10 protein-coding genes and 1 pseudogene are annotated in these 12,371 nt (G+C 65.0%); 5 read left to right on the top strand and 6 right to left on the bottom strand.

The annotated features are described in order from the left end of the window. Position 1: 1 nt before the first annotated feature. On the bottom strand, positions 2-2,341 hold the full coding sequence (locus tag VML93_RS34425; protein WP_325617677.1) for an FtsX-like permease family protein: 2,340 nt from the start codon (positions 2,339-2,341) through the stop codon (positions 2-4). After that, the gene (locus VML93_RS34420; protein WP_325617675.1) at positions 2,338-3,105 is read right to left on the bottom strand and encodes an ABC transporter ATP-binding protein; all 768 of its coding nucleotides are present in this window, start codon (positions 3,103-3,105) and stop codon (positions 2,338-2,340) included. The genes VML93_RS34425 and VML93_RS34420 overlap by 4 nt, the downstream gene beginning before the upstream one ends. Before the next feature lie 237 nt (positions 3,106-3,342). Here VML93_RS34420 and VML93_RS34415 point away from each other — a divergent pair. Next, positions 3,343-3,674 (top strand): annotated as a pseudogene (locus VML93_RS34415) (M18 family aminopeptidase); the annotation flags it as partial. A 24-nt stretch (positions 3,675-3,698) separates the two neighbouring features. On the opposite strand, the gene VML93_RS34410 reads toward VML93_RS34415, so the two are convergent. Next, positions 3,699-3,947: a hypothetical protein gene (locus tag VML93_RS34410; RefSeq protein WP_325617673.1), complete on the bottom strand. Its 249-nt coding sequence runs from the start codon at positions 3,945-3,947 to the stop codon at positions 3,699-3,701. Positions 3,948-4,695: 748 nt separating this feature from the next. On the opposite strand from VML93_RS34410, the gene VML93_RS34405 reads away from it, so the two are divergent. The 4 genes from VML93_RS34405 to VML93_RS34390 all read left to right on the top strand — a co-directional run bounded on the left by VML93_RS34405 (position 4,696) and on the right by VML93_RS34390 (position 9,175). Further along, on the top strand, positions 4,696-7,716 hold the full coding sequence (locus VML93_RS34405; protein WP_325617672.1) for a DEAD/DEAH box helicase: 3,021 nt from the start codon (positions 4,696-4,698) through the stop codon (positions 7,714-7,716). Continuing rightward, the gene (locus VML93_RS34400) at positions 7,706-8,530 is read left to right on the top strand and encodes an SWIM zinc finger family protein (RefSeq protein ID WP_325617670.1); all 825 of its coding nucleotides are present in this window, start codon (positions 7,706-7,708) and stop codon (positions 8,528-8,530) included. The genes VML93_RS34405 and VML93_RS34400 overlap by 11 nt, the downstream gene beginning before the upstream one ends. Positions 8,531-8,733: 203 nt before the next feature. After that, positions 8,734-8,880 (top strand): hypothetical protein, encoded by a 147-nt coding sequence (locus VML93_RS34395; protein ID WP_325617693.1) that lies wholly within the window; start codon positions 8,734-8,736, stop codon positions 8,878-8,880. Continuing rightward, on the top strand, positions 8,810-9,175 hold the full coding sequence (locus tag VML93_RS34390; RefSeq protein ID WP_325617691.1) for a type II toxin-antitoxin system RelE/ParE family toxin: 366 nt from the start codon (positions 8,810-8,812) through the stop codon (positions 9,173-9,175). The genes VML93_RS34395 and VML93_RS34390 overlap by 71 nt, the downstream gene beginning before the upstream one ends. A gap of 138 nt (positions 9,176-9,313) precedes the next feature. On the opposite strand, the gene VML93_RS34385 is transcribed toward VML93_RS34390, so the two are convergent. The 3 genes from VML93_RS34385 to VML93_RS34375 form a co-directional block, all read right to left on the bottom strand. Next, positions 9,314-9,580 (bottom strand): helix-turn-helix domain-containing protein, encoded by a 267-nt coding sequence (locus VML93_RS34385; RefSeq protein WP_325617668.1) that lies wholly within the window; start codon positions 9,578-9,580, stop codon positions 9,314-9,316. A 310-nt stretch (positions 9,581-9,890) separates the two neighbouring features. Further along, complete coding sequence (locus VML93_RS34380) at positions 9,891-10,553, bottom strand: hypothetical protein (protein ID WP_325617666.1); 663 nt, start codon at positions 10,551-10,553, stop codon at positions 9,891-9,893. Positions 10,554-10,702: 149 nt separating this feature from the next. Beyond that, positions 10,703-12,310: a CoA transferase gene (locus VML93_RS34375; RefSeq protein WP_325617664.1), complete on the bottom strand. Its 1,608-nt coding sequence runs from the start codon at positions 12,308-12,310 to the stop codon at positions 10,703-10,705. Positions 12,311-12,371: the final 61 nt, after the last annotated feature.

Genomic DNA, 12,371 nt, shown 5'->3' with positions numbered 1-12,371 from the left:
GTCACAGGGCACGTTCTCTCACGATCCGCGACAGATCGATGCCGTGAATCCGCCTCACGACGGGTATTTGGGCCAACGCGGCAGCAAGGAGAATGGCGCATACCACCACCACGGGAGTCGTCGGCTGCATCTCGAGTCGCAGCTGATAGCCGTGATTGTGATAAGTGGATAGCAGAAGATCCGCGAGCAGGACACCGCCAACAACGCCGAACGGAGCCGCAAATACGGCGAGGCTGAAGTTTTCGGTGGCGATCAATCGGGAAAGCATGCCGGCGCCCATCCCCTGGGCATGCAGTGCGCTGAGCTCGCCGAGCCGTTCGGATATGTTGGCCGACATCGCGTTGTACAACATGGCGGCCGCCATGACGGCGGCGAAGACAAGCATGATGTCGACCAAGGTGTCGTAAAGGCTGAAAGCGTCGTGCATGGTCGATGCCAGCGATGTCATCGACCGGTACGCTACCACTCCCGGTATCGCTGCGATCCGATCACCTACCCCGCGGCCCGTAGTTCCGGGTTTCAGCTTGATCAGCACGCCATTGGCCGGAAGCGAACCGGCTTCTGTTCGTAGGTGGTTCATCGAGATGTACACGACCGGTGAGAACGGTTCGTCGACAAATCCCGCCACCCGCTCGGTGAATCGGAGCCCGAACTGCGGCAGCACAACATCGATGCGGTCGCCCAGTGAGAGTGACAGCAATTGACGCAGGCTTACCCCGAGTAGAACCCCGTCGTCGGGCAGCCGGTCAGCTCCCGATTGCACTGGAAACGCGTGCATTTGGGTCTGCGGTGCCAGGCCGATCATCAAGGTTTCCTGTCGGTGCACGCCAGAAGAAACGGTGACGCCGTAGGAGCTGTAGGCCTCGGCCGCGGCGACGTCCTGGTCCACGCGCAGCTTGTCCAAGACCGGTTCGGTCGAGCCGGACACCACGACTTCTCCATCTTGTCGCTCGATCTGTCCAAACTGCCGATGCACCATGCCGGGAATTGTGTCGCGCATGCCGGCGAACACCATCACCAAGATGACCGACACCGCCACCCCGACCGCTGTGAACACTGTCCGCCGACGATTTCGAAGGATGGCCCGCAGCATCATCCGCCACCGCGCTGGGACGCGTTGCAGCACCGGGAGCAGGCGTTCCATGGTGCTGCTGTGGCCGCGGTCCATCGGCGGGGCCACACGCATAGCTTCCGAGGGCTGCATTCTGGCTGCGGCATCGGCCGGTGCCACCGCGGCCAGCAGTGCAACAGTGACGGCCGCGACAGCTGCGAGCACATAGGTGAGAGCATGCATCGATGTGAGGTGCATCGGCAGTGCGATTGCCTGCGTGTACTTGGCTGTGATCCATTGTCCTAGTAGGTAGCCGCCGAGTAACCCGGGCAGTGTTCCCACTGCGGCACAGACAAGGCCGTATCCCAGGTAATGTCTTCGCACCGCACCCGCTGAGAGTCCGTTGGCCATCAGGGTTCCGATAACGGCTCGCTGAGCTGCGACAATCCGCGAGAGCAGCACGTAAGTGCCGAGTACGACTGCCGCAAGGAACAGCCAAGGCAAGATTCGGGCGAGACTGCCGAACTGGACGACGTCGTCCTGCAGGGTGCGGTATGACGATTGCTCCGCGCGGGGAACGAATTGCAGTTCGGCGTTTCGAGCAAGCTCGGCCGCCGCAGCGGTCAGGGCGTCTGCGGCTGAGCGGTCACGCGCGTAGACGGCGATCTGTTCGCTCGTGTTCGGCAGCGCACGCTGTAGTTCGTCGTCGGGCAGGAACACCACTCCGAAGTCCTCGGGGGTAGTAAAGATCTCCTGGCCGGAGCGTGCCGGCCACAGGTACTCGGTCGACAGAGCTGAGCCCGCGACCGTAAAACGTTGCCAGCCTTGCCGTCCCAACAGTTCGACAGTATCTCCGGGACGAAGATGGTAGTGGTCGGCCACATGTTGCTCGATTACCAGCTGCCCGACGTGGGGCAGTGCGCCCATCCGTATGTCAAGCAACGACACACTCGGTTGCCCTGCGTCGGGTACGCCAATAGCGCGCCCGTAAAGAGCATGTTGGTTCACCCGTATGCCGACGTCGGCTTGATGGCGAACGTCGACCAGCGGCCTGCCCGGCATCGTGGTGACGGTGTCGCGCAGCCCGGCGGCCCCGGGCCCGGATAGGACCGCGTCCGGCAGCCGTTGGGTGGTGTAGGACCGGTCGAAGGATTGATCGAGATTTCGGTAGCTATCTGTGGCGGCAACAAATACGGCTACGCCTATTGCCATGATTGCGGCGATCGCCGCGAAGCGCCACCGTTCCCGCCACACGTCACGACGTACCTTGCGACGCAGCGCGCGGCTCACCAGTCCAATTCCGATGCATCCAAAGGATTTTCGTTCATCTCCGTCTTGCTGATCGCGCCCGAGTGTAGCCACAGCACCCGATCCGCCATACGGGCTATTTCGGAATTGTGAGTTACCACGACGACTGTCTGCCGGCCGTTTTGAGCCAAGTCGCTCAACGCGGCCAAGACCTGTCGGCCGGTGACCAGGTCGAGGCTTCCGGTGGGTTCGTCGCAGAGCAAGAGGGGGGGCCGCTTGACGATCGCCCGGGCGATCGCCACGCGCTGTTGCTGACCCCCGGAAAGTTGTGCGGGGAAGCGGTCTGCGACCTCACCGATGCCCACTCGGTCCAATGCGGCCCGACTGCGTGCTGGTGCGTCGGGCCCGGTCAGCTCGGCAAGGAGTTCGACATTCTCGCGCGCCGTCAAAGTAGGCACCAGGTTAAAGAACTGGAAGACGAAACCGACGTGTTCGCGGCGATATTCCGTGCGTAGTTTGCGGCTGAGCTTTCCGATACTCTGGCCGTTGACCTCGATCGCTCCATCGGATGGCTGATCGATTCCGCCGATGATGTTGAGCAGCGTCGTCTTTCCCGATCCTGACGGGCCGAGCAGTACCACAAATTCGCCCGCCCGGACTTCTAGGGTCACCTCATGCAGGGCGACAACTCGGGTGGGCCCGGCGCCGTACGTTTTACCAACTTTGATCAATCGCAATGCGAGCGATTCACCGTCGCGAGACCTCCGCGCCGAGACCGTCTCGCCGGCTTCTGACTCTGCGCTCATGTCGTCACTATTTCATCTCTGTCGGCTCTCAGTGGCGATGATCTCGGGTGCCGAGTGCTCGACCGCGCGGCGCCGCCCTGCCACGACCGGGCGCACCCACCAAAACATCCAAAATCGACGCGCAGGGTCGCTCGCAGGACGTCGGGGCGAACCGCGTCTACGCCCACAACCCGGGGTTCGGGATGAAACGAGTCCCGCGCCGTCGTGACGGTCGCAGTCGCCGACCTGTGCGGTGGCTCAGCCGACATGGCGCACGCGACGCACCCCAACTACCCGGGGCGCCACAAATCCGGCCACCTGATCGAGGTCAACGCCGGGCCGGCGCTCAAGGTGCACTCGAATCTGCGGTATGCCAACGACGGTCGCACTGCCGCGGCGTTTGAGCTGGCCTGCTGGTGGGCCCGAGTTGCGCTACTGGGCTACGAGCACCGCCCGGCTCGGACCGGCATTCCTACCGTCGGCCTCGGTGCTGCCCAGTTGGCCCTGCACTTCGCGCGCGAAGGTGATGGGTGCGCACGACGTGGAACGCGTGGTCGGCTGCGATGCAAGCGTTTTTGATACTTGAATGACCGCTTGCCGGTATGGCGTGGGCGTTACTGGCCGCTCGCGCCGTTGAAGCCGAACAGTATTCCGCCGGCGCCGCCGGTGCCACCGTCAGCCGAGTCGATGCCGCCGGTGGCGCCGTCGCCACCGCGTCCGTCGTTGCCGATCAACCCGGCGGGGCCGCCGTCGCCGCCCGGACCAGCCAAGTAATCGCCTGGGCCGCCCAGGCTGCCGGTGCCGCCGTTGCCAAGCGCCCTGCTGGTGCCGCCGGCGCCGCCGGTTCCGGCACTGGTGCCCACGTCGTCGCCAAAGCCGCCGTTGCCGCCGTCTCCGCCTGATCCGATCAGCCCGCCCAGGCCGCTGGTGCCGCCCGCCGAGGATGCCGGGAACGATCCGCGGGTCGTTGTTCACCGCGGTGCGCTTCTCCCGCCCGGCCCCCAAGACAAGGCGCGGCCACCGACCACTAATCTGAGCCGTTTGACGACAGTCTTGACGACAACCGCGACGACAGTAATCCCACCAGCGTCGACGCCTACAGCCTGGAATACTCGCTATCATGCCTGGTCAGGAAGCCTGCCCGCTCCTGGCAGTGTGGGGGTCAGGGGTTCGAGTCCCCTTAGCTCCACTCATCCCGACTGCAATCTAAGGTCTCACATCAGAGTCTCGCTGGTTTCGACGATCACCGCTCACCAAGCCGTCGAGCGATCGTGAGCGCGCCGGGCGATTGCTTCGCGCCCGGTGTGGAGCCCACTATGAGGTCGCGGTCTGCTTCGCCGATGCCCCCCGGACCAACTTGCGGATGACCCCGGCTCCGGGCACGTAGTGCCACCGCGCGGCGCATTTCGAACTCGAGCAGCAGATGGACCGCTGTCGTTTGTGCGAAAGCACGGTGTGATCCCGGGTCTCGCCGTTCTGCCATCAGTGGCACCGTCCGCCCCACCCGTCACGACCTCGGTGCGCTGCCGAGGCTGCCCGCGCGTGGCGTCGCGGCGTGCTTGCCTTCGCAAGTTAGCCTGACTCCGCATCCGGCCGAAAGAGATAGGTCAAATGTTGGTCTTGCACGGGTTCTGGTCCGCCTCGAACGGGCTTTGCCTGTGGGCGGAGGATTCCACGCTCACGGTCACGAGTCCCAGTGAAGCGTTGCGTACAGCGCGTCCGCATCCTTTCGCCGCGGCCGCCGACGCCATCGCCCCGATCCACGTCGGCAAGCCGGGTACGGCGGTGCTGTTGTTGCCGTCGTTGCGGAAGTCGCCATTGGACTCACCAGAACTGTTCCGCGTCACGCCGCGCCCGGCGCCAAGAATCGAACCCGATCTGCTACCTTGGACCGTTCCAGTGATGTCCCTACCTGCCGCGTCGGCGTTGACCGCGCTGGACGAGCCTGCCCCCGATGTGCGGTATGGCGCGTCCGTGGCGTATCTGGACGACCTGGCCACCTTCGCGCGGGAGCTGGTGGAGCGCGGCCGGGTCCTGCCCGCGCTCTCCCGCGACGAACATGGGCCAGTCGCGTTTTGGCGTCCGGTGGTGCAAGGTCCCGACGTCGTGGCCCTGAACTCGCTGATCGCCGCGATGCCACCGGTATGCCGGGCGGAGCCGGGTGCCCAGGACGGCCACGAGTTGGTCACCTCGGCGCTGCATGCCTTCGCGGATGCGGCGGTGCGAACTACGTTGCCGGCCGGGATCGACCTGCTCCCGCCCCGGCGTGGCCGCCGCCCGAAACACGTTCCAGCCCAGGAAGCCTGGCTGACCGCGCTGACCGCCCCGGACGGCCGGTTCGACGCGGACCCGCTCGAACTCGACGCGCTCGCCCGGGCACTACAGCCGTGGGATGCGATCGGTTCCGACGAGCCTGGCCCGGCAAGGGCGATGTTCCGGCTCACCGATACCGAGGAGCGGCACGACCAACAGCCCGGCTGGCGTCTGCAGTTCCTGTTGCAATCCATGTCTGACCCGAGCCTGTTGGTACCCGCGGAGCAGACCTGGGACGAGGACGGCAGCCTGCGCCGCTGGCTGGACCGGCCCCAGGAGCTGCTGCTCGCTGAGCTCGGCCGCGCCGTCCGGATCTACCCGGAACTCGCGCCTGCGCTGCGCACGGCGCGTCCATCCGGGGTTCCGCTGGACGCCGCGGGAGCCCACCACTTCCTGTCCACCGCCGCGCCGCTTCTCGACGAGGCCGGGTTCGGCGTTCTGCTGCCGTCGTGGTGGGACCGGCGCCGCAAGCTCGGGCTCGCGGTGTCCGCGTCCACACCGGTCGACGGGGTGGTCGGCGGCACACGCAGATTCGGCCGCGACCAACTGGTCGATTTCCGCTGGGAACTCGCGGTCGGGGACGACACCCTGACCGACGACGAGATCGCCGCGCTCGCCGAGACCAAGGCCCCGCTGATCCGATTGCGCGGCGAGTGGGTGGCGGTCGATCCCGATCAACTGCGCCGAGGGCTGGAGTTCCTGGCGAAGAATCCCACCGGCCAAGCGACCACGGCCGAGATCCTCGCGTTGGCCGCCAGCCATCCCGACGACACCGACAGCCCGCTGGAAGTCACCGCGGTGCGCTCCGACGGCTGGCTCGGCGATCTGCTCAGCGGGGTGGCGGCCCAGTCGTTGCAGCCGCTGGCACCCCCGCCGGAGTTCATTGCGAAGCTGCGTCCCTACCAGCAGCGCGGGCTGTCCTGGCTGGCGTTCCTGTCCTCGCTGGGGCTGGGCAGCTGCCTGGCCGACGATATGGGGCTGGGAAAGACCGTGCAGTTGCTCGCCCTGGAGTCCGTACAACGTCACGTCGAGCCTGCTACGGGTCCGACATTGCTGGTATGCCCGATGTCGCTAGTCGGCAACTGGCAACGGGAAGCCGCGAAATTCACACCGACACTTCGGGTTTACGCCCACCACGGCACGGCCCGGCTGCGGGGGGACGCGTTGCGCGAGCACCTCGCCGACACCGATGTCGTGGTCACCACCTATGCCACCGCGACCCGCGATATCGGCGAGCTCGCCGGATTCCGGTGGAACCGGGTGGTGCTGGATGAGGCGCAGGCGGTGAAGAACAGTCTGTCCCGCGGGGCCAAGGCGGTGCGACGGCTGGAGGCGGGACACCGGGTGGCACTCACGGGGACCCCGGTCGAAAACCGGCTCGCCGAGCTGTGGTCCATCATGGATTTCCTCAATCCGGGCCTGCTCGGCTCGTCCGAGGTGTTCCGCACCAGGTACGCGATCCCGGTCGAGAAGTACGGCCAGACCGAGCCGGCCGAGCGGCTGCGCAAGATCACCCGCCCGTACGTCCTGCGCCGGCTCAAGACCGACCCGACGATCATCGACGACCTGCCCGAGAAGATCGAGATCAAGCAGTATTGCCAGCTCACCACCGAACAGGCATCCCTATACCAGTCGATCGTCAACGAGATGATGGACAAGATCGAGAACACCGAGGGCATCGAGCGGCGCGGCAACGTGCTTGCCGCGATGGCCAAGCTCAAACAGGTCTGCAACCATCCCGCGCAACTGCTGCACGACCGTTCGCCGGTGGGTGCGCGGTCGGGCAAGGTCATCCGGTTCGAGGAGATCCTGGAGGAAATCCTCGCCGAGGGTGACCGGGTGCTGTGCTTCACCCAGTTCACCGAATTCGCCGAGATGCTCGTGCCGCACCTGGCCGGGCGATTCGGACAGGACGTGCTGTACCTGCACGGCGGCACCCCGAAGAAGCGGCGCGACGAGATGGTGGCGCGCTTCCAGTCCGGTGAGGGGCCGCCGATCTTCCTGTTGTCGCTGAAGGCCGGCGGCACCGGGCTCAACCTCACCGCGGCCAATCACGTTGTGCACCTTGACCGCTGGTGGAATCCCGCGGTGGAGAACCAGGCCACCGACCGCGCGTTTCGCATCGGCCAGAAGCGAAAGGTGCAGGTGCGCAAGTTCATTTGCACTGGCACGCTCGAAGAGAAGATCGACGACATGATCGAGCAGAAGAGGGCGCTGGCCGATCTCGTGGTCGGTGACGGGGAAGGCTGGCTGACAGAGCTGTCCACCGGCGATCTGCGCAAGCTGTTCACCCTGTCCGAGGGGGCCGTTGGTGAGTAACTGGTTCCCGCCCCCGTCGCTGCCCCGGCCGGTCGACGGCGGACTCAGAGCCCGCAGCACCCGCGGCGCGATCGCCCAAACCTGGTGGTCCCGGCGGTTCATCGAGGTACTCGAAGGTATCGGGATGGGCAGCCGGCTCCAGCGCGGGCGCAGCTATGCCCGCAAGGGGCAAGTGATCTCGATGGATGTGGGTCCGGGGCTGGTCACCGCACAGGTGCAGGGCAGCCGGGTGCGCCCCTACCGGGTGCGCATCGGCATCGGTGCCTTCGACAAGAGTGAGTGGGCGCAGGTGGAGGGTGCGCTGGCCGAAAACGCTTGGTATGCCGCCACTTTGCTCGCTGGAGAGATGCCGGACGATATCGAGGATGTCTTCGCCGGGCTGGGGCTTCCACTGTTCCCGGCGACCCCCCGGGAGCTGTCGCTGGACTGTTCCTGCCCTGATGGCGCGGTGCCGTGCAAGCACCTTGCCGCGACGTTCTACCTGTTGGCCGAGGCGTTCGACGATGATCCGTTCGCCATCCTCGCGTGGCGTGGACGCGAGCGTGAGGATCTGCTGGCGAATCTGCAGGCTGCCCGGTCGCAGGGTCGCCCCGCTGCCGATCGGGCCGAGCAGCCGGGGCGGCCGCTCATCGATTGCCTTGACTCCTATTTCGTTCGGCAGGCCGACCTGCCGTCGCCCAGCCCGCGGGTGACGTTGTCGACGGCATTGCTCGATCAACTTGCCGATGTCGCTGTCGGGGCGCGGGGCCGGTCGCTGGTCGAGATCCTTCGCCCCGCGTATGCCGCGCTGGGCAGGGGCGAGGGTGCCCGGTGATCGACTCGTTCGACAGACGGTCGCCACCTCTCGGCGCTGCCCTTGGCGCCCGGACGTGTTGACCTATGTCCGGGTCGATCTGTTAGTCACCACACCGCCGGTCTGGTGGCGGCTGGAGGTTGCGTCTGATGTGTATCTGCGCGACGCGCACGAGATCTCCCAGGTGCACGCGCCGCGCCGCGCGGTAGGAGTGCCTGCGGGCGTTGTTCGCCCGCGATCAGGCTATTGAAGCCTGGCTTCGTGAAGAGGTGGCCACCGCGTACTATGCCGTGGTCGCCGATCCTTCGCGCGCCGTCACTGCACAGAGGGTGCGGGCGCGGCTGGCCGCCGAGCAGGCCGGGAGCGTGTGAGTCCCAGCGTCGTCTTCACGCCCAAGGCGGAAGATCAGCTCGTCGACCTATACCGCCTTATTGCCGCCGCGCGGGGTCGGCGGAAGCCGCGGCGCGCTACACGGAGGGGATCGTCGCTTACTGCGAGGAACTGGCTACGTTCCCGCATCGCGGCAGTGGGCGCGACGATATCAGGTCAGGACTCCGCACGATCGGCTTCAGACGACGCGTCGTTATAGCATTCGCTGTGTTGGACCAGACCGTAGCGATCAGCGGCGTCATTTACGGCGGGCGCGAACGAGGCGGTTCTGAGTGACCCAGAGGTTGCTTCGGAGTAGCCACTCGGCGAGTGTGTTGGAAGTCGTTGTCGAGAGTGCCAGCTATTGACGGCGCCAACACGGGATATGGAAATCTGCTCTATCGGCAACCGAACTTCCTCGTGGAGCGACGGGGGTTAAATCCAGCCTGGTCTCGGCCGCAACAGAACCCCTTGCCGCCGAAGCGCATAAGCAATGGTCGTGTGCGAGACGTCGTAGCGGGATCCAAGCCACGCCAATGAGCGGCCAGCGGCGTAAAGTTCGGCGGCCTCATTCACCTGTTCGTCCGTGAGACCTTGGCGGCGGAGCGTGACGCCGCACTCCCGGAGCACGGTGGCAACCCTGGCCTTGGACATGCCGTAGCCGTCACCGATCTGTTCGGTGGTGTCGCCGACCTCGTACATTTGCGCAATGTCGGCGATGTCGTCAGCGCTGAGGAATCGTTTTAAACGGCGTGGCGTGGCATCGTGACGTGACAGTGGCGATCGCGTGGGAGCCTCTCGGAGACGTTTCCGCAGGTTAGCCCACTTCTCTCGGAGTGGCCTCATGTTCGAGTACGTTCCTATTGCCTCCACTTTTGGACACCTTGGTGTCCTTACTCGAACCCCGCGAAGTTCAACGAATCGCTGGGGTTCAGGCGCAGCTGCAGTCCGCTCGCATGATGAGGCGAGTTATCGAAAGCAACTTGTGCTGACCTTCTCATGCGAACGAGTTTCAGCCTGGGCGTTGACTCCGTGCAAGAGCCACAGGCCGAACGGTTGAGAGCGTTGGCAAGCGCGGGTCGCCGATGGAACTACTGCGGACGCACTCCGGACGGTCGGCGCCTTGAAGACGTGGTTCTCCTAATTCCTCACTGTCCCAATTGGATACGGCATCGGCGATTTGGTCCTTATTGGGCCCGCAGCGCAGGAAACTGCACATGTTGTTCAGCAGGCCGGGGTAGGCACCGGTCGGCAAGAAGAGCCGGCCGTCTTTGGTCCGGTACAGGTCGAACCCCATGGGGTTGTTGATCTGGTAGTCGGGGTTGATCCAGTACGGCAGCTGATAGGGGTAGCCGTTGATCGTGGGCGTGAATTTGTACATCGGGTTGATCCCGTGGATGGCCTTGCGCAGATCCAGAGTCAGGTCCTGACCGCGGCCGGTGCGCTGGCGCCAAATATCGGCAATCCCCGCCGCCCCGGCCATGATCGGGATGCTGACGCACGCCCCGAGTCGATGCTTGGACGGGAAGATCGGGTCTTCGCCGATGAACGTGATTTCGCCGCCAGTGTCCTCGGGGGACAGTCCGAGGCTGTGCATCACCGAGCGGAACTCCGCGTTGATGTCAAAGTCTCCCGAACCTTGAGATGTGTTGCTGGTCAGGATGATTCCTTTCAATGTGGTGGATTATTCGGTTGTGTTTCTCCGATGCCGAGCTTGTAATTCCTTGGCAGGAAATGTGTTTTCAGGTGTTGCGATCGCAGAGCTAAGCGCAAGAACTCGGCTAGCCGAGTTCTTGCGCTGGCTCCGGCCCAGGTGCTTGCGGCTTAGACGTGGGCTGCTGCGTACTTCTTCAGCTGTGCTTCGAGGGCCGCCGGCTTGAAAACAAGGCCGACGACGCCGCCGCCATCACCGCGATCCTCGATGCCGAAATTGGGCACGAAATTGCGGATGCCACCCTCGCGCACCACCTTCGACGGATAGTGCGGCACCTGCGGTGGCGCGTCGCCGGCCGGGTTGGCCGTCCACCCGATGGTGTCGGGGTCAGTGCCCGGCCACGAGGGTGGGCGCAACGCCATCGACGGCGTATGGCTGAACGCGACGGGTGGAGCGAACCGCGTGAATGTGCCCCACGGGCTGACCTGGTCGACGCCGTGCTCGATCAGGTCCTGCTCGGTGATCGGCGCATAGGGCTCGTCATCGATCGGCTCGACGAGGGTTTGACCGAACGTGGAACACCGTGTGAGCGAGGTGTCGACGCGCCAGAAGCCGCCTTGCTCTTCCCGCTCGACCAGGGCCGCCACCGCCGCAATGGCCAACAGATAGCCAGTCAGGTGGTCGTTCATCAGGGCGGGCGTCACGGTAGGAGATTCCAGCCCCAGACCCTCGGAGTGCACGTGCGCGGTGCCGGTGACCGCCTGCGCAATCTGCTCAAAACCGCGGCGCCCGGCCCAGGGCGTACCGAGGGAGGCGAACGACTCGGACGCGTAGATCAGGTTGGGATTGATTTCCCGCAGCTCGGCCTCACCCAGACCGAGGTGGTCGAGCGCACCGGGCCGCTGGCTGCTGAGCACGACGTCCGCGCCGGCCAGCAGCTCGATGAAGCGCTTTTTCCCGTCGGGACTCTTGATGTCGGTCAGGATGGTTTTCTTGCCCCAGCCCACGCTCAGCCAGATCGGGGTCACCCAGTCGCCGCGGGGCGGATGAACCGCAATGACGTCGGCGCCCTGCTCGGCCAGCGCGAAACCCGCGGTGGGACCGGCAACGACGTTGGTGAGGTCAATCACCCGCACCCCTTCGAGCGGCCGATATTTGGCGTTGCCGAGCACACGCTTCTTGTTGGTGCCCTGTTGATCGATGTTGAACAACGGCAGCTTGGCCGTCGCTGCTCCCTGCGGGTGGGCCAGCCATTCCTGCGGCGTACGCACCATGCCCAGCGCCAGATTGAGGCCACCCGCGACGTCGTCCTCGAGCTGCTGCGCGGTGTACTTCTCGACCGCCGCCTGGATCGCCTCCGGGTTGTTCGGGCACTGGAGATGGCGCAGTAGTGCATTGAACAGGTGCGGGAAAAGCCCAATCGTCCACACGTGGCGCCCGTCTTTCGTGCGATAGGCGCCGTTGTCGGCACCCACCGGCCAGTTGTCCAGCAGGACCGCATAACCGTTAAGGAATTGGGTCTGCAGCTCGTTGAGATGGAACCCGCACAGCCGACGGTTCAGGGTCATCGTCTGGGACGGCAGCCCGCGTAGCTCGCCGAGATATTCGACGACCGAGCCGAACGCGGCCATGACACCGGCGGCGTAGTCGTGCAGCTTGATCGGGCTCGGTAGGTAAGACACCCCGGGCTGCACGGTGATCTTCGCAGGATCAATTGCAAACGGAAGTGCGGCCGCGACCGCGTCATAGGCCTTCTTCTGGAAGGGGTTAGTGATCATTTGGATGGTTCTCCTTCTTCTGACAGATCTTTGCTAGCTGTTCGGTCGCGTTTCTTCGATG

Origin of the sequence: Mycobacterium sp., from assembly GCF_035499775.1 — a bacterium.
Lineage (GTDB): Bacteria > Actinomycetota > Actinomycetes > Mycobacteriales > Mycobacteriaceae > Mycobacterium.
This window is presented reverse-complemented; position numbering and strand designations above follow the sequence as displayed.